Genomic DNA, 26,161 nt, shown 5'->3' with positions numbered 1-26,161 from the left:
AAGAAAATGGTTAACCATTACGATGATTGAAATAGGAAAATATAATGAATTAAGGGTTTTAAGTAAAACCGAAGCTGGCTTAAACTTAACGGATGGTGATAAACTGGTGATATTACCTTATCAGTACGTTCCAAAGGGCCTGGAAATAGGTGATAACGCAAAGGTTTTTGTTTACATTCAAAAAGACGGTCGCTTAACCGGAACCACACAAAAAGCTTATGCTGAAGTAGGCGATTTTGCTTTCTTAAAAGTGGTTTCTGACGGAGATGACGGCATTTTCATGGATCTGGGCATTGATAAAGATGTTTACGTTCCTACAAAAGAACAGAAAAGGCCGATGCAAAAAGGCTATAAATATGTGGTTTACCTTTACCTGGATGAAAACAGCGACCGTTTGCTGGCCTCCTCAAAACTTTATGATTTTGTTGAAGAAGAAAATTTCGATTTCGAAGAAGGTGATGAGGTGAGTTTACTGATTACGGAAGAAACTGACCTGGGCTTCAATGCCATTATCAACAATACCTATATTGGCTTACTTTACCATAACGAGGTTTTTGATAACATTCAGATTGGAGATTATCGTAAGGGCTGGATCAAAAAAATCCGTGTAGAAGGTAAAATTGACCTGACTTTACAACCCAGTGGTTACGGGCATATTTTAGATTCAAAAGAAGTCATTTTAAATGCATTAAAAAAGAATGGCGGCCTGATCGAGCTGGGTGATAAAAGCTCACCTGAAGAAATTTATCACCGTTTCCAGATCAGCAAAAGTGCCTTTAAGAAAACGATTGGTTCGCTTTATAAAGAACGATTGATAGTACTTTCTGATGATTCAATCCGCCTGGTAACGGATGAGGATGCAGAATAACTGAGTCATTTAGCCGCAGATTACGAATCTTGGATAGGTGCTGAAATAAATTCAGCATGCTAAATGAGTAATCTGCGGAATCTTAATTTAAATTAAACTTCTCGTTCTGAATTTTAACTATATTGGACGCGGAAATAATGGAAACAACCATCACCCCGATAAGGACGGCTAAAATTCCCTGCAGGGAAGAATATATTTTGGTTCCGGAAACAAAGATTTTGGAATCCTTTATTAATTCATGACCCACATTTGATTGAATTTTAATCAGCGCAGAAAGTTTGACGAGTGTTTGGTTAGCTATTTTTTTTCCTTCAGACTGATAAATTCTAAGTGCATCTTCTTCCGCCATTTTCAGCACCTTTAACTCCAGTTGCTTTTGCTGACCTAAGGCACTTTTTAGATCATTCAGAAATACCTCTTCCTGCTTAACCAGTAACGTGAGTTGGTATTTCTGAATCACTGAGTCAATCTTGAAGTTATACTGATCAATTTTTGCCTGACCACTTAATGGCAAAGAATTATTGATTAGCGCATCATTAAAAATCATATTTTTCTGGTAAAGATTTTCGGCAATGAAGTACAAATCAGTTGCCGGAACCAGCCGATCATTATACATAGAGATAAATGATTCATTAATTGTTGCTACACTTTTATCTTCCAAAAACCGGATTAACAACATGCAGCACATCATACAAAAGAGCAGGAAAGCAATTTTCAGCTTATTTTTAAGGCTAAATGCAAATTTCATGAGGTATTGAGGTTAGCCATTCAAGGTAAGAATTTAGAATGGTTTAGCTGCAGATATTATTGTAATTTTTGAAATGCCTGCATCATTAAAACATTTTTTATTGGGCAGAATTAAGCTGCGATCTGCAACTAAACTTGCTTCAGGTTTTCGCTCAGATAAAAATCCGTATTTCCACAGGAAGTTTAGCCGCTTAAAAATAATCTGCCTGAGCTGTTTTGGCAAAGAGCTGAGGCGCAAAATTAACTAAATATAACTCTTTCCTGGCCCGGGTTACGGCCGTGTATAACCAACGCAGAAAGTCCAGATCGATCATTTCTTCGGTTAAATAACCCTGGTCTGCAAAAACGGCGTCCCATTGTCCGCCCTGTGCTTTATGACAGGTTACCGCGTAAGCAAATTTAATTTGCAAGGCATTATAAAATGGATCAGCCTTGATGGCGAGCATCCTTTGGCGCTTATTGGCAATGTGTTCATAATCTTCATTCAGTCCATCAAAAAGCTTTTTATTTTGCTCGTATGGCAGGTTTGCGGATTCGAGGTTTAAGGTATCCAACATCACCTTGCAACTGATTTGCCCGGCTGCCGGAAAATCCATAAACTCTAAAGTAGCATCCGCAAAGCGGAAACCATAACGTTCTTCTTCTCCCCTGACGCGGATCACTTTAGCCATATCTCCATTGGCGATAAAAGCCGTTTCCTCATTTTCCGGAAGCCAGAAATAATTATTGCGCACCACCATAATCTGATCACCACCAGTTAACTCTTCTTCGCGGTACAACAACCTGGCGCGGATTTGCTGGTTGTAAATATTAGCCGATTTATTAGAACGGCAAACCACCAGTGTATTCTCCATTCCAAACTTACGGTAGGCATATTCTAATCCTTCTACCAGCCTGGCACCCGCCATATTGTAAATGTCAGTATAATTTTTGGTTAGGAATTTGGGCAGGGGTTTATCGGGATTTTTAGAAATTTGATTCCGAAGCATGGTGGCATTAGCCAGGATACCTGATTTTTTTCCCTGGCGAACCACCTCTTTCAATTCTACTGAAGTAATGGTTAGTGCAAATTTATCCTTTAAGTATTGTTCGTTTAAAGCCGGACTATCTAAACTCCCCACCGGGGGCAATTGTGCCGTATCGCCAACAAATAGCAAAAAACAATTTTTAGTATTATAGACAAATTCTAATAAATCCCTTAAAATAGAGGAACCCGTCTCGTTAAATTCATCGGCAATCATAGAGGCCTCATCGATGATAAACAGGGTATTTTCAGAAAGATTTGGGGCCATCTGAAACTGCATTTCCGGCGATGCCGCAGAGCGTTTCCGGTAAATTCTTTTATGAATGGTTAAGGCCTTCCGCGCAGCATACTGGCTCATTACCTTTGCCGCCCGGCCTGTTGGTGCCAGCAGCTCACTCTTTAAGTTAAATTTCGACAACACTTTCACCAAAGCTGCAACAGATGTCGTTTTACCCGTTCCGGCATAACCTTTTAATACAAAACAGCGATACTCATCTTCCTCCTGCAAAAACCTGGACATCCGTTCGCAAAAAAGCAATTGCTCTTTAGTAGGTATATGTTCATAAGCATCGGCAATGAGTTGACTTTTATCCGGGTACATTATTATTGAATCGTTTTATTGTTAAATTGTTTTGAAAAGCAAGTGCTGTAATGAATTGGAAAGCAATTGTGCTGCTAATCGGGCTCAAGGCTCCGTCTTTCCGTTACATCTCCGATAAAAATGGGATATACCATACAGTTTAGCAGGCAAAGCTACCAGCTCTTTTTAATGTTAACCCTGCAAAATACGTAAACGAAATAAATTTCCAGCGAATCCTTGCAACAGTAAAGCAATGGCGTAATTTATTTTACAATAATAAAGTTTCAATCCGGTGTGCCATCACCATTTTTTGCTGTTTGCTCCAGCTGAAGATCGTAAAATGTCCATCCTGTGAAGCCACTAATCCAATGGCTTCAGGCTGATCATTTACAAATTGTGCCACTGAAAAATGTCTTGTTCCACCTAGCTGACCCGGGTATAACAGTTTATCTTCTCCGCCAAGAATCGGTTCAGAAAAGGCAATCTGCTCAACAGTAGGCTTACCTTTAGCCCGGCCAATCTTTGCCCCAAAAGCAATCAGATCAAATTGATCATTTATAATGGTGGCCCCGTCAACGGCGGTTAATCCCGCCAGGTGTTCCACTTCGCGCCTTAATGCACCTTGTGAGAAAATTTCTGTCTGGTTACCGCTTTGTTTAGCCAGGTTTGATAAACCGGAGAAAGGAGGTTCAATTAAATATTGGATGGGCTGAATGATAGACTCTTTCCATTTGGTATTTTCTTTAGGTACAATTAATAGCGCACCACCACGCCCGTGCCCACGCATAGAAACCGAAAACTGAATCAGGATATTAATCGGATCATTCCAACTGGCCAATACCGTTAAATCCAGTAAAGCTTTTAAAATCGGCGGGCAATCACGATTCGTACAGGAAGTGTCATCCACAATTCTGATTTGTTCACCCTTTAAAACCGCTACATTGGTGTATTTTCCAATGCCGTAAATCCGGCGGTGTTTGATCACAATCAATCCAGGTTCAGAAACATCTACTACAAAACAAAAATTAGGGATATTTAAGGTGGTGCCCCAGATGTATAATTCACCATCTTCTTCCCATACCCCCAAATGGATCCCGGAACGCTCTATACCAGGTGCAATTTTAGTCAGGGTATTGGCATTTAAAGGTAAGGGTTTAGCAAACCTTAAAGGGTTTGAAGTTTGCGAAGGCGGTAAAAAAGCAACAGATATACGCGGTGAGTGCCCTTCTTCTTTCCGCAGGCTGCTCCAGAAAGCCACGTCTATCAACGCCTCTATTGTTTTCCTGTCTGGTTGTGAAGCCAGATCAACCTCTCCCTGTGCTGCGGCATTTTGATGCAAGCGAATAAAATGTTGCTCAATTTTGGCAGCAACCGTGTTCGCGGCTTTGTAAGTAGGCGTGTAACTCATGTTTCGAATTTAAGCCGAATATTTCAAATTTTTAATAAATGAAAGGTTTGATTTTGGTCAAAAGATTTGATTGATTTAACTCCTGTACATACAGATTTTTTATTCAGGCAGATAAAAAATACCCAAACAATTTACTGCAGAATTACAGAAATATAAATGAGATTTTCATATTAATCTATCTTTAGATAACTCATACATATAAAGGTTATTCCTTGAAAAGGACCAGATCTCCTTTCCAACTGAAGATGCTTTATGAAAAAACTTTGTGCCCTTTGCGGTTAATCTCCAAAAAACGCTATTTTTGCGATAATGAGTAATAACAGCCTATTATTGGTAGACCCGGATTTTAAAGCTGATGCATCAGTGAACTATCAGTTATTATTGAAAATAACAAACGATAGTTTTTCATATGCAGTGGTTGATCAGGACTCAGAACAAGTTAAGATCATTTTTGATCAGCAAGGCTGTGAAGATTTGCCACTTGTTTTACAGGATGCTTTTGAATCAGATCATCATCTTTCCCATTCTTATGGCTCTATAAAAGCTGCCATACACTCCTCAAATTTTGTTTTTATTCCGAATGAGTGGTTTAATGCCGATGATCTATCCGTTTATGCTAATTTTTTAGGTTCTGAAGGAAAGATATTAAGCAAAAGCCACCAGCATCTTGGCTTTAATACTGTTTTTTCTTTAGCAGAAAAAATAGAAGAGAAACTTCCGGAAAGCACAGTTGTGTATCCGCATTCTTCGCCTTTACTTGCTTTGTTTACCCAGTTAACCGGCAATGCCTTGTTGATTGATTTTACAGCATCTTCCTTTAATGTACTTTTTATAAAGGATAAAAAAATTAACTTTCAGAATCATTACTCAGCAGAAACAGCCGAAGAATTTAATTATTTTCTGTTACTGATCATAGATCAATTAGCCCTCACGGAATCTTGTCCCGTATACCTTCAGGGAATTATAAATGAAGATGATGATAATTACAATACACTACTAAAATATTTTAATAACCTCTACTTCTTCCTTCCTGCTGAAAAACAACATTGTGAATTGCTGGCGGATATGCCTAAACACTATTTCAGCGGTTTGCTGGCCTTAAGCTTATGCGAATAATTGGAGGAAAACTAAAAGGGATCCGTTTGCAGCCACCGGCAAACCTGCCTGTCCGCCCCACTACGGATATGGCCAAAGAAGCACTTTTTAATATTTTAAACAACAGATTTGATTTTGAAACCTGCACCGTACTTGATTTATTCTGCGGAACAGGAAACCTGACTTTTGAATTTGCTTCCCGCAATGCAGAAAAGATTTTAGCGGTCGATATGGATTATGGCTGTATAAACTGGGTAAAAAGTGCCGCACAAAAATATGAATTTAAGCAGGTGGAAGTGCGTAAGGCGGATGTTTTCAAGCTCCTGAAGCAGATGACAGGTGCTTATGATTTGATTTTTGCCGATCCGCCGTATCATATGCCCAATATCCCACAGCTCCCGGTTCTGGTTCAGGAAAGGCAATTGCTTAAGCCACACGGATTATTAATTGTGGAGCACCAAAGCAATATGAGAATGGGCAATCAGCCAGGCTATACTGAAACCCGCAAATATGGAAACTCATCGTTTAGTTTTTTTGAATATGTTTAAGCTTGGCTAAACCTTTCACCTTTCCGCTTAAAAATCTATATTTGAATCATGAAAATAGCGCTGTTTCCGGGCTCGTTTGATCCGATTACCATTGCACACGTCAACATTCTGCAACGTGCCACTCCCCTTTTTGATAAAATAGTGATCGGAATCGGATTGAATAGTTCCAAGCAAAATTTTCTGACGGCAGAACAAAGGCTCCATATCCTGGAAACGGTTTTCGCTGATTATCAAAACATAGAAATACAAACCTATCAGGGCCTAACGGTAGATTTCTGCAGAAAAATAAACGCCACCTACATGGTACGTGGGATTCGTTCCGCATCAGATTTTGAATACGAAAGAGCCATTGCACAAATTAACCAAACCATGATGCCTGAAGTGGAAACCATTTTGCTGCTCAGCAAACCGGAATACTCTGCCATCAGCTCAACCATTGTCCGAGATATTTTAAGAAACCATGGCGATGTGAGTCCTTTTGTGCCTAAAGAAGCTTTAGGGTTTTTATAGGCGTTTTTTTATTAGAATCCTGTTTCAGCATCTTATCTAAAAAGGTACTGAACTCCATTCTGCAGGACGATTAGACCAGTGCATTTCCACGAAAAATCGTTATTGCGAAGCAAATTTTTCATTTGCTGAAGCAATCTTCATTGAAAAATCTCAGCAAAAAAGATTGCTTCGTCGTACCTCCTCGCAATGACGATTCTACTTAAAAATCGTTTTCTTCATTCATTTTAGGATCTTATCTAGAAGATGCTGAACTCAATCCATCAGAACGATTAGACCAGTGCATTTCCACGAAATATCGTCATTGCGAAGCAAATTTTTCATTTGCTGAAGCAATCTCCATTGAAAAATCTCAGCAAAAAAGATTGCTTCGGCGTACCTCTTCGCAATGACGATTCTACTTGAAAATCGTTTTCCTTAGTTGATTTAAGCATCTTATCTAAAAGATGCTGAACTCCATTCTGCAGGACGATTAGACCAGTGCATCTCCACGAAATATCGTCATTGTGAAGCAAATTTTTCATTTGCTGAAGCAATCTCCATTGAAAAATCTCAGCAAAAAAGATTGCTTCGTCTTACCTCCTCGCAATTGTAAAGTTACAATATTCCTCCGGCCCTCATTACATCCATAATCGATGGAAAAGTATTTTTAACTATCGGAGTAAGGTGATTTTTATCCAGCCAGACTGCTTCATCAATCCCCTCCTCCTTTTGAGGAATTAATTTTGGCTCACCCTTAACCTTCATCTTGTACCAGTTTGTTTTCTTGATCACCATTTTTGATCCGTTTGGATAAACATGGTACGTTTTACAAAGTTTCTCTTCGCGTTTGAATATTTTAATCCCACATTCCTCCTCCACTTCCCTGACAGCAGCTTCCTTCATACTTTCGCCCAGTTCAAGCTTACCTTTTGGTAAATCCCACTTTTTGTTTCTGAAAATAAATAAGAAATTTCCGTTTGCACTTTCTACCAAGCCACCGGCAGCTTTTATGATCTCACAATTCTTTTTAAGCTTTTTAAAGGTTTCTTCCGGATTTTTAGTTAAAAACAAGTAGCTTTTTTTAGATCCGTTCTTTAATTTTTTATAAAATGTTTGTAAATCAAAATCTTGAAATTCAAGTTGTTGAATCTTTTCCTTCTGCTCTGGTAAAACATCTGATATAAACAAAGTGTTATCGTTGATATAAATTCTGTAATTTTGGGCCATGTATAATAAAAGTGATATTGAATTAAAGGTAGCGGAATTTTTATTACAAATAAAGGCAATTAAATTACAACCTAATAATCCTTTTACCTGGGCATCTGGTTGGAAGTCGCCTATTTATTGCGATAACCGTGTTACCCTTTCCCATCCTCAGGTGAGAACATACATCCGCCAAAAGCTTGCACAAGCCATTCAGGAAGAATTCGGTTCAGTTGATGTAATTGCAGGCGTTGCTACAGCCGGAATCCCACAGGGTGTTTTGGTTGCACAGGAACTTGGCCTTCCTTTTATTTATGTGCGGGCAAAAGCGAAAGAACATGGCACAGGTAGCTTAATTGAAGGCGAAGTGGTAGAAGGACAGCGTGTAGTGGTTATTGAAGATTTGATCTCTACCGGGAAAAGCAGCTTACAGGCTGTTGAAGCGTTGAGGTCAGCAGGTTTATCAGTTGCCGGCCTGGCTGCAATTTTTACCTATGGATTCGAAAAAGCAGATGAGAATTTCGCCGCTGCAAAATGTCGTTATCTTACCCTATCCAATTATGCTGCACTTATTGATTATGCTGCAGAACACAGTATCATCGCAAAAAGTGATATGGAATTATTAAGCAAATGGCGTTTAAACCCTTCAGAATGGGGACAAATATTGAGTTAAAATATTGATGCCTCTAACCAAATATATAATCAAATTAAGAAAACACAATGACAATTATTGAAAGCGCTGTAGATGTAAACAGATCCGTTGCTGAGGTTTATGCTTTTCTCTCCAATATGAATAACCATCAGAGGTTAATGCCCGAAAATATATACAACTGGGAATCGACAGAAGATGAGGCACGTTTTACCATTCAGAATATGGCCAAACTGGCCATTAAAATCTCTAACCGGGTTGAAAATCAGGAACTCACCGCTATCCCAACGGAAAAAGCACCTTTTGAAGTGGAATTAAAATGGACGGTAACGGATAATGGCAATGGAACAACAACTGCCAAACACATCATTACCGCAGATTTAAATATGATGATGAAAATGCTGGCTTCCGGTCCGCTACAAAAACTGGTTGATCATCAGACGGAAAGGTTAAAAGATATCTTAGGATAACTCAACCTCATTCTATTTTAACGTAGCGAAGATATTCTTCGCTTTTTTTATGCCTAAAAACTCTTTTGATGTTGGTTAACCAGGTGTCATTTAATAACAGATGAGTCTGTACCGTAAATGGAAAAGTGCATCAAAAATAGCAGCAGGGATTAGTTGCTGATAATCTTATTAAAAAAATAACCTGTTCTAATATTGGTTTTCATCTACCGCATTTCAGACAAAAATTCAGCATAAACCACTAAATATCAGAAATTTAGTCACCTTAAAAACAAAACAAGCGACAAAATTTCCGATTAAAAAATCAAAACTGACGTGGCATTTGTTTTGATCCAAAGGAAAATATGAACTTCAACAATTTCACTATAAAAGCCCAGGAAGCGATCCAACAGGCTTCTGAAATAGCCCAGGGCAATCAGCAACAGGCTATTGAAACCGCACACCTGCTTAAAGGTCTGCTCACTGTTGATGAAAACGTAGTTTCTTACGTGTTAAAAAAATTAAATGTAAACCTGAATGCGCTGAATCAGAATTTAGATGCAGATATTGCAAAATTCCCTAAAGTAAGCGGAAGCAATGTATACCTGTCATCCAATACCAACAGCGTTTTACAAAAGGCACAAACATTTTTAAAGGAATTTAAAGATGAATTTGTTTCGGTAGAACACCTTTTATTGGGCATTTTGGCTGTAAATGATAGCACCGCAAAACTTTTAAAGGAACAAGGTGTAAACGAAAAGGACCTGAAAAAAGCGATTGTGTCCTTACGTGGCGATAACAGGGTAACCGATCAAAACGCAGAAGCCACTTACCAGGCCCTCAGCAAATACGCCAGAAACTTAAATGAATACGCCGAAAGCGGAAAACTTGACCCGGTTATTGGCCGTGATGAAGAAATACGCCGGGTGATTCAGATTTTATCCCGCAGAACGAAAAACAACCCTATTTTAATTGGAGAGCCCGGCGTGGGTAAAACAGCTATTGCCGAAGGCATTGCTTTCAGGATCATTAAAGGCGATGTGCCTGAAAACCTGAAAAGCAAAACCGTCTTCTCCCTCGATATGGGTGCCCTAATTGCGGGAGCCAAGTACAAAGGTGAATTTGAAGAGCGTTTAAAGGCCGTTGTAAAAGAGGTGACGCAAAGTGATGGAGACATTATACTCTTTATCGATGAGATCCACACTTTAGTGGGTGCCGGCGGTGGTGAAGGTGCCATGGATGCAGCTAACATTTTAAAACCGGCTTTAGCCAGAGGCGAATTAAGGGCCATTGGTGCAACTACTTTAGACGAGTATCAAAAATATTTGGAAAAAGATAAAGCACTTGAACGCCGTTTCCAAAAGGTGATGGTAGAAGAACCTGATACACAGGATGCAATTTCGATCCTCCGCGGATTAAAAGAGCGTTACGAGACACACCATAAAGTGCGGATTAAAGATGAAGCCATTATTGCGGCGGTGGAAATGAGCCAGCGCTATATTGCAGATCGTTTCCTGCCGGATAAAGCGATCGATTTAATGGATGAAGCAGCCTCTAAACTCCGCATGGAAATGGATAGTGTTCCTGAAAATGTAGATGCATTAGATCGGGAAATTATGCGACTGGAAATTGAGCGTGAAGCCATTAAAAGGGAAAAAGACGATCGTAAAGTACAGGAATTATCAGAAGAAATTGCCAACCTTTCAGCAGAACGTGATGCCTTTAAAGCCAAATGGCAAGGTGAAAAAGACCTGGTAGATGCGGTTAATAATCAGCTGGAACAAATTGAACATTATAAACTGGAAGCTGAGCAGGCCGAACGCGCCGGAGATTATGGAAAAGTTGCCGAAATCCGTTACGGAAAAATTAAAGAAGCCCAGGATCAGGTGGAAAAATTAAAGGCAGATCTGGAAAGTCAGCAAACCGATAGCAGAATGCTTAAAGAAGAAGTAACTGCTGATGATATTGCAGGTGTGGTTGGCCGCTGGACGGGTATTCCGGTGACCAAACTGATTGCGAGTGAAAGAGAAAAACTGCTTAATCTGGAAGCTGAATTACACCATCGTGTAGCCGGACAGGATGAGGCTATTGAAGCAATTTCTGATGCCATTCGCCGCTCTAGAGCAGGCTTACAAGATAAACGTAAACCAATCGGTTCATTTATTTTCTTGGGAACAACTGGTGTGGGTAAAACTGAATTGGCTAAAGCACTGGCAGAGTTTTTATTCAATGATGAAAATGCACTGACCAGGATTGATATGAGTGAGTATCAGGAACGCCACGCCGTTTCCCGACTGATTGGAGCGCCTCCGGGCTATGTAGGTTATGATGAAGGTGGCCAGCTCACTGAGGCCGTAAGACGTAAACCTTACTCAGTGGTTTTATTAGATGAGATTGAAAAAGCACATCCTGATGTATTCAACATTTTGCTGCAGGTACTGGATGATGGACGTCTGACTGATAACAAAGGCCGGACAGTTAATTTTAAAAATACCATCATCATCATGACATCGAACATCGGTGCGCATCTGATTCAGGATAACTTTAAAGACCTGAGTGATGAAAACCGGGATGAAGTAATTGCCAAAACTAAGAATGAATTATTTGAAGTCCTGAAACAAACCATTCGGCCGGAGTTTCTGAACAGAATTGACGAATTGATTATGTTCACACCATTAAACCGGAACGAAATCAGGGATATTGTTGCACTGCAATTCAGACAGGTACAACAAACATTGGCTGAGATGGGCATTGAAATGGATGCCAGTGATGAAGCCCTGGATTGGCTGGCTCAATTGGGTTACGATCCTCAGTTTGGTGCAAGACCCCTAAAAAGGGTGATTCAAAAAAGAATACTGAATGAATTGTCGAAAGAAATTCTGGCAGGCAAGGTAGATAAAGACAGCAAAATCAAGCTGGACATGTTCGATCATAACTTTGTCTTCCTGAACCAAAAGCAAGATGAAGCAATGAATTAAACATTTTTAATCCATAAAAAAGGCTCCTGATGATGGTCAGGAGTTTTTTTATGGTATGCTTTTCATTACAAACTAACTTTTGCGAAATTCAAGCAGATCACCTGGCTGGCAATCTAATACTTGACAAATTGTCTCCAGCGTTTCCAGGCGGATTGCTTTTGCCTTTCCGGTTTTCAGAATAGACAAATTTGACATGGTAATCCCAACCAGTTCACTCAATTGAGTAAGCGACATCTTGCGGCGGGCAAGCATTACATCTAAATTTATAATGATTGGCATGAATTATATGGTTAAGTCACTTTCCTGCTTGAGCTCAATTCCCTTTTGAAATACAAAAGCTATTGTAAGCAATGTTAAGCCAAAAATAAGCAGCCATATCTCAAAATCAACGTGTTTAATTATTTCAGTCAACTGCATATGTTGAATACCGGAATGCCTGACATAATCGATCGCATTTAGCGCAAAAAGTAAAAATGGTAAAGACGTACAATAAAATCCCATCCTCATTAAACGTATTGTATTTTCTTCATTGAATACACTTCCCTGCTGCACAGAATCGATGAAACGATAAAGGTATACCAGCACCCTCAGCATAAAAAAAGAAATAAATAATAACAATATTCCATACATCCATCCCGGCGTATTTTCATTTCCAGCGGCATTATAGCCATCAATAAATCCCCTTTTTGCTTCATCAAGTGAAGATAAGAATACAGCAATCAGGGTAGTTATATATCCTATCTTAATGAAGCGGATCTGGTTTTTAATTTTCATGTGAGATAATTTAAGAGTATATTCTGATGGTGAATGTAATTTATTAATGCTGATCATTATACTTAAATAGTGCACTGGATGATATTAATGACCTGCAATAGGAAAACTCAAATTATTGAGACCTATACTTTATTAAAGTTGACAACAACAAATCTAAGAAACGTCATCTTTTATGCTGGATATGCTACAAACATAAAATATTTATTATTACAAAGCAAAATATATTTATTGCAAATCAATAAATATTAAGTAAAAGGCAATAATTAGCTAATCAATATATAAAGAGTGACAAAAACTTTATTGGAATGATTTTTGTTACAAGTAATAGTATAAAAAACATGTGCAAACAGCAACACTTTCAGTATTTTATCCTTTCGGATTGCCGTACAATTTCGTAACTTTGCACACTTCAATAATTAAAGAGCACACAAAACGTATAAATGAGACAACTCAAGATAACGCAGTCCATTACCAACCGTGAAAGTCAATCACTTGATAAATACTTACATGAAATTGGTAAAGTAGATTTAATAACAGCAGAAGAAGAGGTAATTTTAGCAAGAAAGATTCGTGAAGGCGATCAGGCTGCATTAGAGCGATTAACTAAAACCAATTTACGTTTCGTGGTATCTGTTGCAAAACAGTATCAAAATCAGGGTTTAACCTTAGGCGATTTAATTAATGAAGGAAATTTAGGTTTAATTAAAGCGGCAAAACGTTTTGATGAAACGAAAGGTTTTAAATTCATCTCTTATGCCGTTTGGTGGATTCGTCAATCCATTTTGCAAGCCATTGCTGAGCAAAGCCGTATTGTGCGTTTACCTTTAAATCAGGTAGGTTCATTAAGCAAAATCAGTAAAGCTTTCTCCAAATTGGAGCAGGAATATGAGCGTGAACCTTCTCCGGAAGAGTTGGCTGATATTTTAGAAACTACGGTTGATAAGATTTCTGATACTTTAAGTAATTCAGGCCGTCATGTTTCTATGGATGCACCTTTCGTTCAGGGTGAAGAGAATACCTTATTGGATGTATTGGAAAACCATGAGCCCAACACTGATAGTTCATTAATCAATGAGTCGCTTTCAGAAGAAATTAAACGTTCGCTGTCTACTTTAACAGAAAGAGAGAGAGAAATCATTGTATTATTCTTCGGACTAGGTTCAAACCACCCGTTATCTTTAGAGGAAATCGGAGAGAAATTTAACCTGACGCGTGAGCGTGTTCGTCAGATCAAAGATAAAGCGCTTCAGCGCCTTCGTCATACTTCAAGAAGTAAAATATTAAAATCATATTTAGGCTAACACTAATTATCCTAATTGAATTAGAAACGGATCGGCAATTGTCGGTCCGTTTTTGTTTACCAGCATGTTAAGTTCTTTTTATATTATTTAGATATTTCGATTAAGCTCTTAAAAACCCTAATGGATGGTATTTCATCAACCAGCATATCCTTCAACGTAAATAATCTTCATATTAACAATTAAAAGTCAAAACGTTTCCGGTTGGTGAGACACCAAACCGATAGATGGAATAAGATGGCTTAGTCGTTTATTCTCGCAAGAATAACCTTTCACTTATTGTGTTTAAGCAGGTAACATTTTTTAGTAAAATGCTCCTGCACCACCCTACTGGTTTGGTGTCTCACCAACCAGCATATCCTTCAACGTGAATAATCTTCAATATCAGCAATTTAAAGTCAAAACGTTTCCGGTTGGTGAGACACCAAACCGATATATGGAATAAGATGGCTTAGTCGTTTATCCTCGCAAGAATAACCTTTCACTTATTGTGTTTAAGAAGGAAACATTTTTTAGTAAATTGCTCCTGCACCCTACTGGTTTGGTGTCTCACCAACCAGCATATTCTTCAACATCAATAATCTTCAATATTAGCAATTTAAAGTCAAAACATTTTCGGTTGGTGAGACACCAAACCGATAGATGGAATAAGATTGCTTAGTCGTTTATCCTCACAAGAATAACCTTTCACTTATTGTGTTTAAGCAGGAAACATTTTTTAGTAAATTGCTCCTGCCCCCTACTGGTTTGGTGTCTCACCAACCAGCATATCCTTCAACATCAATAATCTTCAATATCAGCAATTTAAAGTCAAAACGTTTTCAGTTGGTGAGACACCAAACCGATAGATGGAATAAGATGGCTTAGTCGTTTATCTCGCAAGAATAACCTTTCACTTATTGTGTTTAAGCAGGAAACATTTTTTAGTAAATTGCTCCTGCCCCCTACTGGTTTGGTGTCTCACCAACCAGCATATCCTTCAACATCAATAATCTTCAATATCAGCAATTTAAAGTCAAAACGTTTTCAGTTGGTGAGACACCAAACCGATAGATTGCACGTTGTTGGATGACGAATAGACTGAGCACAAATACACCTGCTCTGAATTCAGTATCTGTTATGCGCATAAAAAAAGACCAGCATTTGCTGATCTGTGAATAGGAATAACTTACTATAACTTGAAGATTGTTTCGTTCCTTGCAATGACGATGAGGATTAAAACAACAAATGTTTAACCGTTAAGCCATTATTGATTAATTGTTTAAGCGAATCGATTCCAATTCTTAGGTGTGTCTCCACATATTTCTCCGTAACACTGCTATCGCTTTCAGCTGTTTTTACACCTTCAGGAATCATGGGTTGATCTGAAACCAGTAATAATGCACCTGCAGGTATTTTATTGGCAAAAGCGGTGGTAAATACAGTAGCAGTTTCCATGTCTACGGCCATGGCCCTTAAGGTTTTCAGGTATTTTTTAAATTCCTTATCATGTTCCCAAACCCTGCGGTTAGTGGTGTAACAAGTTCCGGTCCAGTAATCTCTGCCATGATCACGAATGGTAGTAGAAATGGCTTTCTGTAAGGCGAAGGCTGGCAATGCCGGCACCTCAGCAGGAAGATAATCATTTGATGTTCCTTCTCCCCTGATGGCCGCAATTGGCAGAATTAGATCGCCCAGTTGATTTTTCTTTTTCAAGCCACCACATTTACCCAAAAACAAAACAGCCTTAGGCATAATCGCAGTCAACAGATCCATCATGGTTGCCGCCAGCGGACTACCCATTCCGAAATTGATAATGGTAATTCCATTTGCGGTTACGCTCTGCATTGGTTTATCTAAACCCATAATCGGCGCATTGTCATTCCATTCGGAAAACATACTCACATACTTGCTAAAATTGGTAAGCAGGATATAATCACCAAACTGATCTAACGGGCGACCGGTATAACGCGGGAGCCAGTTTTTAACAATTTCATCCTTGGATTTTAGGCCAGATTTAACCGGACTTTCTACTTCCTTTACTTTTTTTGATTTCCCTACAATGGCTTCGTCTTTTTTTACGTCTTTTTCTTCATTCATAACCTTAAGTTTAGCGCCGAGCGCCGGGCGCTAAGCGTATTTACAAAAAATCCCCCCGATTTCGCGAGAGGATTTGATTTTTTTATGCGGCCTGCAACTTTTTAAAGTCTGCCTTTTCAAATTTTTCTATCGCATAATCGAGATTAATATGCAACTCCTTAACATCCGTTTGTGTGGGTGTATCAAACATGGCATCCAGCATAATCGCTTCACAAATTGACCTTAACCCACGTGCACCCAGTTTATATTCCATTGCCTTATCCACAATAAAATCAAGTACATCATCTTCGAACACTAAATCTACTTCTTCATATGCAAAAAGCTTCACATATTGCTTAATTAAAGAATTTTTAGGCGCAGTTAAAATATTACGCAAAGATTCTTTATCCAAAGGATTTAAGTGAGACAGCACCGGAATACGTCCAATCAGCTCCGGGATTAAACCAAAAGATTTCAAATCCTGTGGTGTAATATACTTATAGAGATTTTTAAGATCCAGAACGGTTTCATCTTTCTTTACTTTGTACCCTACTGCCTGCGTGCGTAAACGATTGGCGATTTTGCGCTCAATACCATCAAATGCTCCGCCACAAATAAATAAGATGTTATTGGTATTTACCGGAATCATCTTTTGATCCGGATGTTTACGTCCGCCCTGAGGTGGCACATTCACTACCGTTCCTTCTAAAATTTTCAGTAATGCCTGTTGCACACCTTCACCAGATACATCACGGGTGATGGAGGGGTTATCGCTCTTACGGGCAACCTTGTCCACTTCATCAATATAAACAATTCCACGCTCTGCAGCAGCAACATCATAATCAGCAGCCTGCAGTAAACGGGTTAAGATACTTTCAACATCCTCACCAACGTAACCTGCTTCTGTTAAAACAGTGGCATCACAGATACAAAAAGGCACATGCAAAATTTTAGCAATGGTTTTAGCTAAAAGTGTTTTACCTGTTCCGGTTTCGCCCACCAACATGATATTTGATTTTTCAATCTCAATCTCGTCTTCTTTATCAACCTTCTGATTTAAACGCTTGTAGTGATTGTACACCGCAACCGACAATACCTTTTTAGCATCATCCTGACCAATGACATACTGATCAAGGTGTTGCTTAATTTCAAGAGGCTTTAATAAATTAATAGCCTCCTGAATATTTTTTGTCCCTTTGGTTCCTAATTCCTGAGCAAGCAACTGATTGGCCTGGGTAACGCATTTATCACAGATAAACGCATCCATACCTTCAATTAACATTAACGTTTCATGCTTGCCAGAATGGCAGAATGAGCAACGGGATTCTTTATTTTGTTTCGCCATCTTTTTTCGCGTTTCTCGATAACACTTCATCAACCATACCAAATCCTTTTGCCTCGTCAGCTGTCATCCAGTAATCACGATCTGAAGCTTTCTCTACCCAGTCGTAAGTTTGACCAGAGTGCTCTGAAATAATATCGTATAATTCTTTTTTCAATTTTAACATTTCTCTCAAATTGATCTCCATATCAGATGCCACACCCTGTGCGCCGCCTGATGGTTGGTGAATCATTACTCTTGAGTGTGGTAAAGCAGCGCGCTTTCCTTTAGCACCAGCAACCAGTAATACTGCTCCCATTGATGCGGCCATACCTGTACAAATGGTAGCCACATCCGGCTGAATGTACTGCATGGTATCATAAATACCTAAACCGGCATATACTGAACCACCCGGAGAATTAATATAAATCTGAATATCACGCTCTGCATCTGTAGATTGTAAAAACAACAGTTGCGCCTGGATGATATTCGCATTATGATCATGAATGGCATCACCTAAAAAGATAATACGATCCATCATTAACCTCGAGAATACATCCATCTGAGCCACATTTAATTGACGCTCTTCAATAATGTATGGCGTCATATTCTGTGGGTTCAGATTGGCCTGTGCAATAAATTTATCTACGTGTAAACCGCCAATTCCCTGATGTTTAACGGCAAATTTTCTGAATTCTTGTGAATCTATGTTCATAATCTTGTCTTGCGTTTGGAGTTTGGCGTTAAGCGTCTGAATAACGAGAGCCAAACCGGATTATTATTTTAATAAGTATTTCCTGAAGTTTGTTAATTTCCGTGCCAATTTATCCAATTCTTCCAGATAATAAAGCAGTTCTGTGTCAGAAATATATTTTCTTCTTTCCAATACTACCAAAATATTTGCATTTTCGAAAGCAGATCGATGCGCAATATTCAGATAATGAGCAAATTCCTTGTTTGAAACAGATCCGGAACCCTCTGCAATATTATTAGATATGCTAAGAGCAGCCCCATTGAGCTGCTCTGCAAATCTATATTTTTTATCTACTGACAATCGGTCAGCAATATCAAGAAGTTTATCAGTTAATGCTATTGACAACTGCCAAACTTCGAGCGATTGAAATTTAAATTGAGCCATTACTAAATATAAGAATAGTTCAGGCAATTTAAAAGCTCCTTACGCCCACCGCCAAACACCCTACTTTTTATCTAACTCCACAAACTTATCGTAATCAATATCCTTTTGCTCAAGCGTAACGATAGATTTAATTTGTTCGAAAGTTTTTAATGCTTTTACTTCTTCGAAAACACGGTTAGCATTTTCTTTTTCCTGTAAGAATTGAACAGCGTATTGTGCCAGCTGATCTTCCGGAAGCGGAGCCGGGCTGTACATTCTGAATTGTGCATCCAGTTTTGCTTTAGCAGCCTGAACCACATCTTCATATTTAATTTCGATGCTGTTATCTTTAATGATTTTATTTTCAATCAACGTCCATTTCAGGTTTTTAGCAAAATCATCATAACCTTCCGCTAATTCTTCATCCGTTAATTTTTCGTTTGTGGCTTTTAACCAGCGACGTAAAAATTCATCAGGTAATTCAAAAGTATGTTTTTTCAACAGGTCTTCATAAATATCGTTAGATAACTTACGTTCTGCATCCTGTTTAAACATGCCTTCTACTTCTTCTGCAATTTTTGCCCTGAAAGCAGCTTCATCAGTTACAGCACCATCCGGAAAAATTTTATTGTAAAACTCCTGGTTTAAATCAGACTCTTCTAAACGGTTCACATTTTTAACCGTTAATTGGAAATCAGATTTTAAATCGGCAGCATCTTCTTCAGAGATATTTAATGCTTTTGCAACCGCAGCTTGATCATCAAGTGCTTTTGTTAAGTTAATGACTACCACATCGTCCTTTTTCAAACCAACTAAGGTTTTCAAAATCGCCTCATCTTTAATTAAATCTAAACGAAGCGTTGCACTATTTGCAATGCCACCTTCGATAACAGCACCATCTGCACCTAATTGCACCAGTTCAGCGTATAATACATCACCTTCGGCTGAAACCTCCGGATTGGTCATTTTGCCATAACTGCGACGGATATTTTTAACACGCTCTTCTAAAGTTTTTTCGTTAGCCTTAATCACATATTCTGTGTATTTATCTTTTGAAGATACATTTACATCAAAGGCAGGTGCTAAACCCAACTCATAATCGAACTCAAATTCGTCTGTATTATCCCATTTAAATTCACGCTCATTTTCCAACTGCGGCAACGGCTGACCCAAAATTTCTAATTTTTGTTCAGCGATGTAATTAGACAAAGTGTCATTTAAAAGGCTATTCACTTCTTCAACCAGAATACTTTTGCCATACATTTTTTTAATGTGGGCAGGCGGAACCATTCCTTTACGGAAACCCGGTAATTGTGCTTTTTTAGCCTGGTCTTTAATGGCTTTTTCTACTTTGGTACTATAATCAGCAGGTGCGATCTTGATTTTTACAACAGCATTTAAGTTGCCGGTTTTTTCCTGTGTAATATTCATTTTTTGAGATATGAGTATTGAGAAGTGAGATGTGAGACAAGCTTAATGTTCGCAAATCACCCCCGTTGTTATTAATCAATGTTTTAAAAAACAAAACCGTTCCGATGTTTAAATCGGAACGGCCTTGATCTTGTTGTGCGGAAGAAGGGACTCGAACCCCCACGCCGTGAAGCGCCAGATCCTAAGTCTGGTGCGGCTACCAATTACGCCACTTCCGCAGTTAGGATGTTGTAAGGACTGCAAAGATAGAAACAAGATTGAATATTCAAAAGGTATCGCATAAAAATCTTCAATTATATTTAGTCAAAAACGCTAAGTATTTAATTTTGAGGGAGAAAAATTTTATTTAAAATTCATTAGAAAAGCAGTTTCAGTGTTAATCGGTTTCGGCAGTCCCGCTTTTTGCTGCAAGCCCGGTAGAAAAAACCGGGGCTTTTCGCGACAATCGGGTTTAGTAAACTAACACTCCTGCTGATCACGCCGTACTAATGCATAAAATTAATGACATCAGCAGCAAAGTTGGCCAGCAGGAAGAGTACTCTAAAACTTAATTAAAGTCACATCTAACAATTCAGGCCCGCCATCAACAGGATAACCTTTAACCTTGTTGCCTTTCACCGTCACCTTTCTGTTCATGTACTGATCAAGGTTAATGGAGCCGCTTTTCAATGCATAAGTCTTATTTGCAGTGGTAAGCAAATGTGTACCATATTGAAAGGTTGTTACGCCAATTTTTTCAATGGTTCCGGTGGCTGTTGCACGATTTGCCGTATTTGAATCTTTAAAAGAGGTACAGCCGGAAAAAATGGCTATAAATAGTGATAATACAAGTGTTTTTTTCATAATTACGGATATAACGAGGTAAATCTTAATAATGCGACAATTTAAAAAATGCTACCCATAAAGTTCTTTCTGAAACTCAAAAAAATATTGAACGGCCTTTACCAAACGGCTGCCATACCAGCTAAACATTTCACCATCAACCAGCATGATCCTGACATCTGGAACAGCAGCCTGGATTTCATCAATATGCTTTGAACCAAATGGATAGGGCTCTGATGAAAGCAGGATCAGGTCGCAGTTTAACGTGCGCAATTCCTCAAGTGTAATTTCCGGATAGCGGTCTTCTTTTATGACATTGCTCATCCCGTTCAGCGACAAAATGTGATTAATAAAAGTATTTTTTCCGGCCGCCATAAAAGGTTTCCGCCAGATCAGATAGGCCACTTTTTTGTCGATCTTATTTTGCAACGCAAGGCTTTGCAAATCTCTGAAACCAGCAGTAATCAGGTGATTCAGGTAACCAGCTTCCGGCTCCCGATCAACCAATGCTCCGATTTGAGTAATGGTTTCCAAGGCATCTTCCAACGTAAAAATATCACTCATCCACACCGGGAAATCTATCGCCAATTCTTCAATATCACTTTGCGCGTTTTCCTCCTTATTGCCGATGATTAAATCCGGTTTCAGCGCCCTAATTAAATCTATATTCAGTTTTTTGGTGCCTCCCACTTTAGTTCGTTCTGCAAATTTTTCAATCGGATGAACACAAAACTTCGTCAAACCAATTATCTCCAGGTCTAACCCCAAATCGAAGAGCAGCTCAGTTTGCGAGGGTACAATAGAAATAATTCTTTTTGGTGGAAAATTAATGGTGATCTCCTTCCCCATCTGGTCTGTAAAAGATTTCTGCATAAAACAAAGATAACTTAACCGGGTGAAAAACATTCTGCTTTAGTTTAAGGTTATTCAAGAGTGACCTGGCGAATTCATTCATGAAAAAATACATCCTCCCTATACTGTTCTTTATCAGCATCTTATTTAACACCAAAATAATGGCTCAGGAATCTAAACTTATGGAAGTGGCTTCCTTTGGAAAATATCAGCCAATCGGGGTGACTGTCTCCGCCAAAACCAACCGACTGTTTGTGTCATTTCCGAAGCGGGAGCCATATTTATATGGTTTAACAGAAATCGTTAACGGCGAAAGAAAGCCTTTTCCGGATGAGGAATGGAATAAAACTGATACCATCAATATGAGAAACCATTTTGTCAGCGTACAGGATTTATATGCTGATGAAAAGAATTTCTTATGGGTCCTGGATTCCAGGCCTGGAGGCAGTGCATCTATTTTCGGGAGTGACCAGGCTCAAAAGAAAGAAGGCCATTTTAAATTATTACAAATTAACCTGGCAGACAACAAAGTAGTAAATGTTTACCATTTTGACGATTTACCAAAAGATAAAAGCGCACTGAATGATATCGTCGTTGATCACGACAAACAACTGGCTTATTTATCAGATCCGGGTTTAAGTGCGATTGTAGTATTAGAATTGAAAACCGGAAAGTCAAGAACAGTACTTCAAAAGGATACAGCTACATTAGCCAATCCAGGCTTTATCCTTCATTTAGATAATCGTGATGTGGTGGATCATGCAGGCAAACCCTTCACTTCCAATGTAAATGGGATAGCTTTAACACATGACAATCCATATTTTTATTTCAGGGCCATTAATCAAACTAAACTGTACCGAATTAAAACGGAATATTTGGCAGATACCAGGTTAAGTGAAACACAGATTTCTGAAGGGGTAGAAATGGTGGCTGAAACCGGCGTTTGTCATGGCATGATTGCCGATAAAAAAGGAAATATTTACCTCAGTTCATCACCTGATTATTCGGTTAAATATGTGAGCCCGGACGGAAAGCTGCATACCTTAGTAACCGATAAAAGGCTAAGCTGGCCAGATTCTTTCGGTATAGGTGATGACGGCTACCTGTACCTGAGTTGCGCGCAACTGAACCGGCAGGAAAAATACAATAAGGGCAAGGACAGAACAGACTATCCTTACCGGATATATAAAGTTAAACTGCCTGAATAGGCTTTACGGATACGTCATCTTTTACCACACCATCAGCAATATGCAAAATACGGCTACCATACGTTGCGTTCTTTTCTGCATGGGTAACCTGGATAATGGTGATGCCATCTTCTTTATTTAATTTCTGAAAAAGCTGCATAATTTCTTCCGCCTGTGCCGACTGAAGGTTACCGGTTGGTTCATCAGCCAGAATAATGCTAGGTTGTGCGGCCAGTGCCCTGGCAATGCCCACCAGTTGCTGCTGCCCTCCGGAAAGCTGGTTTGGAAATAAGTCTTTTTTCGCAACAATATTAAAACGATCTAATAAATCGGCAATTCTGCTGGCTCTTTCCGCACTGCCAACCTTTTTATACAATAACGGGGCTTCAATATTTTCGTAAACGGTCATCTCATCAATTAAATGATAAGCCTGAAACACAAAACCGATATGATTACGGTAAAGTTCTATCCTTTTCCGCTCATTTAAGGTAGTTACATCTTCGCCCAGAAACTCATAAGTGCCGTAAGTAGGTTCTTCCAGCATCCCCAAAATATTCAGCAAAGTGGATTTTCCGGCACCGGATGGGCCCATGATGGAAACAAATTCACCCTGTTTAATGCTGGTGGTGACGTGGCGCAATACATAGTGTTTAATGCCTTTGCTGGAATAGTATTTTTCAATGTTTTTAAGTTCGATCATTTTATTTTAGTATCAAGATTGTTTAAACAAGGTTAGAGGTTTAGGGGTTAGAAGCGATATGATGAAGAGACCTAAACCATTTAGCCTCCCCACCTAACCGCTTTGCGCTATTCATATTTAAGTGACTTGACAGGATTAGCAATAGCAGCCTTTCTGGCTTGAATGCTTACGGTTAAAACGGCTATAACTACAGAGGTAATTGTGGCCATGATAAAGGGTAAAACCGGCATATCAATCCGATAAACAAATCCATCAAGCCATTTTTTAATTAAGATATAGGCTACAGGCCAGCTGATGAGGTTAGCTACCATAACTAAAATCAGAAAGGATTTATTAAGCAGATTAACGATTTGCATATTTGATGCGCCTAGTACCTTTCTTACGGCAATTTCTTTTGTTCTTCGTTTCGAAACAAAGGTAGATAAGGCAAATAAACCAGATAAAGAAAGAGAAACGGAAACAACACTGAATATAATCATCATATTCATAAAACGATTATTTTCTGCTAAACTATTGGTGAATGCGTGACTCAAAGATTCATAATTCATAGGGTAATTTGGATAATATTTTTTCCATACTTCCTCAATTTTTCTGATGATACCCTCATATTGATCGGAGTTAAACCTAACCAGTAAATTTCCATTTGAACTCATTCCCCCCAGATAAGTCACCTTATAAATGGTCGGAATAATAGTTTTATCAAACGATTCTGCATGATAATCTTTAATCACACCAATGATTTGAAAAACATTTTCATAGGACCTGAATTGTTGTCCAACAACATTGCCCCCCAATGCCTTCGCTGCAGATTCATTAAGTACTACCGTATTTACAGTATCTTGTTTATAAAGTGATGAAAAAAGACGCCCCTGTAATGGCTTTATACCTAAGGCGGGGAATGCTTCCATGGTTACCGTAACCATATTTAAATCCAATTTTTTACCTTTAAAATTAATCTTGTCAGCATAGGCATAAGTGTTTCCGATGACTTGCGTGGTAGAGCCAACATATTGTACACCAGAAACCCTCCTGATCTCCTTTGCTATTTTCTCGTTATAGTTAGTACTGATATTGATCACACGGCTCTTATCAAAACCCAGATCTTTTTGATTCATAAAGCTTACCTGCCTTTGCATAATTCCTATGGCAATAATCAATGTGACCGAAATCACGAATTGCAATACAATTAATAAGTTACGTAAGGCCAAACCTTTATGACTGTTAGAAAAAACTCCTTTTAATACCGTAGCAGGTTTGTAATTTGACAGCACCTTTGCCGGATAAAAGCCGGCCAGCAGGGTGATGATTAAGAATAATCCAAATAGCTGCAACAGTATAAAAAACAATTTCTGATTTGACCAGAAAGTAATATGTAAGTCGAGCTGCTCATTAAAAACGGGTAAAAATAATTCGATGAGCACGCCACAAATTAATAAAGCAAATAAACTTTGCAGTCCTGTTTCCATTAAAAATTGCTTCATCAGTAAGCCTTTATTGGAGCCAAGCACTTTCTTAACACCAACTTCCTTCGCCCTTTGAAAAGATTGTGCTGTAGCCAAGTTAATAAAGTTAATAATGGAGATTAAGAGTAAAAAGGTCACGATCAGAGAAACAGGCTTTATCTTTTCTGTCCAGCCAGCGGTAAACGGCGGGTTTTGATGCGCTTCATTGATGGGCAACAGCTTACAATCTGGCACATTTCCAGATTTAAGATAATCTGCATACGAATTTTGGCCGTTGATAAATGTACTTTTAAGGTTATTGGTGTAAACTTTACGAATATTTTCATTTAGCTGATTCAGGTCAGCTTTGCTGAACAACCGGGCATAAATTTCTGTATACTTGTGAACAGATGGATGCTGATCATCTTTATCGAACATACCGGTACGAATAATACCGGAAAAATTAACACTTTGCGGCGTAACTGGCTCATCAACTACGCCTGTAATAGTAAAATCCGTTAGGGCATCACCTTCCCACCTTACTATGCTAATCGTTTTACCAATAACATCTTCTGTATCAAAAAGTCTTAATGCCACTTCTTTTTTTAAAACAATGCTCTTGGGTTTGTTTAGGGCAGTGATTCCATTGCCCTTTAAAAACCGGTATGGCATCACGTTAAAAAATGCCGAATCTGCATCGCGGATTCCCCTAACCATGAGCGATTTACGACCCTTAACCGTCAGGGCATAATTTTGATACCAATCATTTTCAACTTTTGTAATGGCACTGATTTGCGGAATGTTCTGTTTCAGCAATGCTGCAATTCTACTTTCATTTGACGTTTGCCAATATTGTCTGTTATCTGGCGAACTGTATGTATGATATGCCCTTACCTGATAAACATCCTTCAAATCTGGCGACCATGTATCATAACTTTCCTCATAATTAACATATAACAGCAGCAATACAAAGGCAGTTAACCCAATGGCCAAGCCTGAGATGTTAATGGAAGCGTATAACTTATTTTTCCAGAGGTTACGCCAAGCGATTTTTAGATTGAGTTTGAACATATTGGTATCAAGTATTTATTATCAAGTATCAGGACAATAGCAAATGCTTAGTC

Annotated in this window: 24 protein-coding genes and 1 tRNA gene; 9 read left to right on the top strand and 16 right to left on the bottom strand. The window is 38.7% G+C overall.

Annotated elements, in window-relative coordinates; translation table 11 throughout:
• Positions 1 to 22: 22 nt before the first annotated feature.
• Complete coding sequence (locus tag CBW18_RS18035) at positions 23 to 868, top strand: S1 RNA-binding domain-containing protein (RefSeq protein ID WP_088302782.1); 846 nt, start codon at positions 23 to 25, stop codon at positions 866 to 868.
• Positions 869 to 950: 82 nt separating this feature from the next.
• Here the strand turns inward: CBW18_RS18035 and CBW18_RS18030 are convergent, their stop codons facing one another.
• The 3 genes from CBW18_RS18030 to CBW18_RS18015 form a co-directional block, all read right to left on the bottom strand.
• The gene (locus CBW18_RS18030) at positions 951 to 1,616 is read right to left on the bottom strand and encodes an MCP four helix bundle domain-containing protein (protein WP_088302781.1); all 666 of its coding nucleotides are present in this window, start codon (positions 1,614 to 1,616) and stop codon (positions 951 to 953) included.
• 190 nt (positions 1,617 to 1,806) lie between these two features.
• Complete coding sequence (locus CBW18_RS18020; RefSeq protein ID WP_088302779.1) at positions 1,807 to 3,240, bottom strand: ATP-dependent RecD-like DNA helicase; 1,434 nt, start codon at positions 3,238 to 3,240, stop codon at positions 1,807 to 1,809.
• Between the two features lie 247 nt (positions 3,241 to 3,487).
• The gene (locus tag CBW18_RS18015) at positions 3,488 to 4,627 is read right to left on the bottom strand and encodes a putative sensor domain DACNV-containing protein (RefSeq protein ID WP_088302778.1); all 1,140 of its coding nucleotides are present in this window, start codon (positions 4,625 to 4,627) and stop codon (positions 3,488 to 3,490) included.
• Positions 4,628 to 4,936: 309 nt separating this feature from the next.
• On the opposite strand from CBW18_RS18015, the gene CBW18_RS18010 reads away from it, so the two are divergent.
• Genes CBW18_RS18010 through coaD form a run of 3 tightly spaced genes read left to right on the top strand, consistent with a single transcriptional unit; the run spans position 4,937 to position 6,780 of the window.
• The gene (locus tag CBW18_RS18010; protein ID WP_088302777.1) at positions 4,937 to 5,743 is read left to right on the top strand and encodes a DUF3822 family protein; all 807 of its coding nucleotides are present in this window, start codon (positions 4,937 to 4,939) and stop codon (positions 5,741 to 5,743) included.
• Positions 5,734 to 6,270 (top strand): 16S rRNA (guanine(966)-N(2))-methyltransferase RsmD, encoded by a 537-nt coding sequence (rsmD, locus tag CBW18_RS18005; RefSeq protein ID WP_088302776.1) that lies wholly within the window; start codon positions 5,734 to 5,736, stop codon positions 6,268 to 6,270. The genes CBW18_RS18010 and rsmD overlap by 10 nt, the downstream gene beginning before the upstream one ends.
• Positions 6,271 to 6,318: 48 nt before the next feature.
• Positions 6,319 to 6,780, top strand: a complete 462-nt coding sequence (gene coaD / locus CBW18_RS18000; protein ID WP_088302775.1) for a pantetheine-phosphate adenylyltransferase — start codon at positions 6,319 to 6,321, stop codon at positions 6,778 to 6,780.
• A 594-nt stretch (positions 6,781 to 7,374) separates the two neighbouring features.
• Here coaD and CBW18_RS17990 read toward each other — a convergent pair.
• Positions 7,375 to 7,986: an NUDIX domain-containing protein gene (locus tag CBW18_RS17990; RefSeq protein ID WP_088302773.1), complete on the bottom strand. Its 612-nt coding sequence runs from the start codon at positions 7,984 to 7,986 to the stop codon at positions 7,375 to 7,377.
• On the opposite strand from CBW18_RS17990, the gene pyrE reads away from it, so the two are divergent.
• The 3 genes from pyrE (at position 7,985) to clpB (ending at position 12,035) form a co-directional block, all read left to right on the top strand.
• The gene (pyrE, locus tag CBW18_RS17985) at positions 7,985 to 8,635 is read left to right on the top strand and encodes an orotate phosphoribosyltransferase (protein WP_088302772.1); all 651 of its coding nucleotides are present in this window, start codon (positions 7,985 to 7,987) and stop codon (positions 8,633 to 8,635) included. The genes CBW18_RS17990 and pyrE overlap by 2 nt on opposite strands.
• A 47-nt stretch (positions 8,636 to 8,682) precedes the next feature.
• Positions 8,683 to 9,081 (top strand): SRPBCC family protein, encoded by a 399-nt coding sequence (locus CBW18_RS17980; protein ID WP_088302771.1) that lies wholly within the window; start codon positions 8,683 to 8,685, stop codon positions 9,079 to 9,081.
• A gap of 341 nt (positions 9,082 to 9,422) precedes the next feature.
• Positions 9,423 to 12,035 carry an ATP-dependent chaperone ClpB gene (clpB, locus tag CBW18_RS17975; protein ID WP_088302770.1) on the top strand — a complete coding sequence of 871 codons (2,613 nt, stop codon included), beginning with the start codon at positions 9,423 to 9,425 and terminating at the stop codon, positions 12,033 to 12,035.
• 72 nt (positions 12,036 to 12,107) lie between these two features.
• On the opposite strand, the gene CBW18_RS17970 is transcribed toward clpB, so the two are convergent.
• Positions 12,108 to 12,314, bottom strand: coding sequence for a helix-turn-helix transcriptional regulator (locus CBW18_RS17970; RefSeq protein WP_088302769.1), 207 nt, complete (start codon positions 12,312 to 12,314; stop codon positions 12,108 to 12,110).
• Positions 12,315 to 12,317: 3 nt separating this feature from the next.
• Positions 12,318 to 12,809: a DUF2975 domain-containing protein gene (locus tag CBW18_RS17965; protein ID WP_172406572.1), complete on the bottom strand. Its 492-nt coding sequence runs from the start codon at positions 12,807 to 12,809 to the stop codon at positions 12,318 to 12,320.
• A gap of 440 nt (positions 12,810 to 13,249) precedes the next feature.
• Between CBW18_RS17965 and CBW18_RS17960 the strand changes: the two genes are divergently transcribed.
• Positions 13,250 to 14,110, top strand: coding sequence for an RNA polymerase sigma factor RpoD/SigA (locus CBW18_RS17960; protein WP_010601359.1), 861 nt, complete (start codon positions 13,250 to 13,252; stop codon positions 14,108 to 14,110).
• Positions 14,111 to 15,322: 1,212 nt separating this feature from the next.
• Here CBW18_RS17960 and CBW18_RS17955 read toward each other — a convergent pair.
• From CBW18_RS17955 to CBW18_RS17920, 8 genes are all read right to left on the bottom strand, one after another.
• Positions 15,323 to 16,186 (bottom strand): AMP nucleosidase, encoded by an 864-nt coding sequence (locus tag CBW18_RS17955; protein WP_172406571.1) that lies wholly within the window; start codon positions 16,184 to 16,186, stop codon positions 15,323 to 15,325.
• 82 nt (positions 16,187 to 16,268) lie between these two features.
• Entirely contained in the window at positions 16,269 to 17,540 is a 1,272-nt protein-coding gene (gene clpX / locus CBW18_RS17950; RefSeq protein WP_371566952.1) for an ATP-dependent Clp protease ATP-binding subunit ClpX, read from the bottom strand.
• The gene (gene clpP / locus CBW18_RS17945; protein WP_088302766.1) at positions 17,494 to 18,201 is read right to left on the bottom strand and encodes an ATP-dependent Clp endopeptidase proteolytic subunit ClpP; all 708 of its coding nucleotides are present in this window, start codon (positions 18,199 to 18,201) and stop codon (positions 17,494 to 17,496) included. Before clpP ends, clpX begins: the two co-directional genes overlap by 47 nt.
• A gap of 63 nt (positions 18,202 to 18,264) precedes the next feature.
• The gene (locus CBW18_RS17940; RefSeq protein ID WP_029283759.1) at positions 18,265 to 18,624 is read right to left on the bottom strand and encodes a four helix bundle protein; all 360 of its coding nucleotides are present in this window, start codon (positions 18,622 to 18,624) and stop codon (positions 18,265 to 18,267) included.
• Positions 18,625 to 18,684: 60 nt separating this feature from the next.
• Positions 18,685 to 20,034 (bottom strand): trigger factor, encoded by a 1,350-nt coding sequence (gene tig / locus CBW18_RS17935; RefSeq protein ID WP_088302765.1) that lies wholly within the window; start codon positions 20,032 to 20,034, stop codon positions 18,685 to 18,687.
• Between the two features lie 136 nt (positions 20,035 to 20,170).
• Positions 20,171 to 20,252 (bottom strand) — tRNA-Leu (locus CBW18_RS17930).
• Between the two features lie 322 nt (positions 20,253 to 20,574).
• On the bottom strand, positions 20,575 to 20,877 hold the full coding sequence (locus CBW18_RS17925; protein WP_088302764.1) for a hypothetical protein: 303 nt from the start codon (positions 20,875 to 20,877) through the stop codon (positions 20,575 to 20,577).
• Positions 20,878 to 20,928: 51 nt separating this feature from the next.
• Positions 20,929 to 21,729, bottom strand: coding sequence for an ABC transporter substrate-binding protein (locus tag CBW18_RS17920; protein ID WP_088302763.1), 801 nt, complete (start codon positions 21,727 to 21,729; stop codon positions 20,929 to 20,931).
• 80 nt (positions 21,730 to 21,809) lie between these two features.
• Here CBW18_RS17920 and CBW18_RS17915 point away from each other — a divergent pair, with 80 nt between their 5' ends.
• Positions 21,810 to 22,916, top strand: a complete 1,107-nt coding sequence (locus tag CBW18_RS17915) for a major royal jelly family protein (RefSeq protein WP_253249081.1) — start codon at positions 21,810 to 21,812, stop codon at positions 22,914 to 22,916.
• On the opposite strand, the gene CBW18_RS17910 is transcribed toward CBW18_RS17915, so the two are convergent.
• On the bottom strand, positions 22,900 to 23,595 hold the full coding sequence (locus CBW18_RS17910; protein WP_088302761.1) for an ABC transporter ATP-binding protein: 696 nt from the start codon (positions 23,593 to 23,595) through the stop codon (positions 22,900 to 22,902). The genes CBW18_RS17915 and CBW18_RS17910 overlap by 17 nt on opposite strands.
• A 107-nt stretch (positions 23,596 to 23,702) precedes the next feature.
• Positions 23,703 to 26,108, bottom strand: a complete 2,406-nt coding sequence (locus CBW18_RS17905) for an ABC transporter permease (protein WP_088302759.1) — start codon at positions 26,106 to 26,108, stop codon at positions 23,703 to 23,705.
• Positions 26,109 to 26,161 lie beyond the last annotated feature (53 nt).

The organism is Pedobacter sp. AJM (assembly GCF_002197755.1).
GTDB lineage: Bacteria > Bacteroidota > Bacteroidia > Sphingobacteriales > Sphingobacteriaceae > Pedobacter.
This window is presented reverse-complemented; position numbering and strand designations above follow the sequence as displayed.

Excerpts from the sequence above, each read along its gene's own strand:
- CBW18_RS18035 (WP_088302782.1), top strand. The coding sequence starts at position 23 with ATGATTGAAATAGGAAAATATAATGAATTAAGGGTTTTAAGTAAAACC.
- CBW18_RS18030 (WP_088302781.1), bottom strand. The coding sequence starts at position 1,616 with ATGAAATTTGCATTTAGCCTTAAAAATAAGCTGAAAATTGCTTTCCTG.
- CBW18_RS18020 (WP_088302779.1), bottom strand. The coding sequence starts at position 3,240 with ATGTACCCGGATAAAAGTCAACTCATTGCCGATGCTTATGAACATATA.
- CBW18_RS18015 (WP_088302778.1), bottom strand. The coding sequence starts at position 4,627 with ATGAGTTACACGCCTACTTACAAAGCCGCGAACACGGTTGCTGCCAAA.
- CBW18_RS18010 (WP_088302777.1), top strand. The coding sequence starts at position 4,937 with ATGAGTAATAACAGCCTATTATTGGTAGACCCGGATTTTAAAGCTGAT.
- rsmD (WP_088302776.1), top strand. The coding sequence starts at position 5,734 with ATGCGAATAATTGGAGGAAAACTAAAAGGGATCCGTTTGCAGCCACCG.
- coaD (WP_088302775.1), top strand. The coding sequence starts at position 6,319 with ATGAAAATAGCGCTGTTTCCGGGCTCGTTTGATCCGATTACCATTGCA.
- pyrE (WP_088302772.1), top strand. The coding sequence starts at position 7,985 with ATGTATAATAAAAGTGATATTGAATTAAAGGTAGCGGAATTTTTATTA.
- CBW18_RS17990 (WP_088302773.1), bottom strand. The coding sequence starts at position 7,986 with ATGGCCCAAAATTACAGAATTTATATCAACGATAACACTTTGTTTATA.
- CBW18_RS17980 (WP_088302771.1), top strand. The coding sequence starts at position 8,683 with ATGACAATTATTGAAAGCGCTGTAGATGTAAACAGATCCGTTGCTGAG.
- clpB (WP_088302770.1), top strand. The coding sequence starts at position 9,423 with ATGAACTTCAACAATTTCACTATAAAAGCCCAGGAAGCGATCCAACAG.
- CBW18_RS17970 (WP_088302769.1), bottom strand. The coding sequence starts at position 12,314 with ATGCCAATCATTATAAATTTAGATGTAATGCTTGCCCGCCGCAAGATG.
- CBW18_RS17965 (WP_172406572.1), bottom strand. The coding sequence starts at position 12,809 with ATGAAAATTAAAAACCAGATCCGCTTCATTAAGATAGGATATATAACT.
- CBW18_RS17960 (WP_010601359.1), top strand. The coding sequence starts at position 13,250 with ATGAGACAACTCAAGATAACGCAGTCCATTACCAACCGTGAAAGTCAA.
- CBW18_RS17955 (WP_172406571.1), bottom strand. The coding sequence starts at position 16,186 with ATGAATGAAGAAAAAGACGTAAAAAAAGACGAAGCCATTGTAGGGAAA.
- clpX (WP_371566952.1), bottom strand. The coding sequence starts at position 17,540 with ATGAAGTGTTATCGAGAAACGCGAAAAAAGATGGCGAAACAAAATAAA.
- clpP (WP_088302766.1), bottom strand. The coding sequence starts at position 18,201 with ATGAACATAGATTCACAAGAATTCAGAAAATTTGCCGTTAAACATCAG.
- CBW18_RS17940 (WP_029283759.1), bottom strand. The coding sequence starts at position 18,624 with ATGGCTCAATTTAAATTTCAATCGCTCGAAGTTTGGCAGTTGTCAATA.
- tig (WP_088302765.1), bottom strand. The coding sequence starts at position 20,034 with ATGAATATTACACAGGAAAAAACCGGCAACTTAAATGCTGTTGTAAAA.
- CBW18_RS17925 (WP_088302764.1), bottom strand. The coding sequence starts at position 20,877 with ATGAAAAAAACACTTGTATTATCACTATTTATAGCCATTTTTTCCGGC.
- CBW18_RS17920 (WP_088302763.1), bottom strand. The coding sequence starts at position 21,729 with ATGCAGAAATCTTTTACAGACCAGATGGGGAAGGAGATCACCATTAAT.
- CBW18_RS17915 (WP_253249081.1), top strand. The coding sequence starts at position 21,810 with ATGAAAAAATACATCCTCCCTATACTGTTCTTTATCAGCATCTTATTT.
- CBW18_RS17910 (WP_088302761.1), bottom strand. The coding sequence starts at position 23,595 with ATGATCGAACTTAAAAACATTGAAAAATACTATTCCAGCAAAGGCATT.
- CBW18_RS17905 (WP_088302759.1), bottom strand. The coding sequence starts at position 26,108 with ATGTTCAAACTCAATCTAAAAATCGCTTGGCGTAACCTCTGGAAAAAT.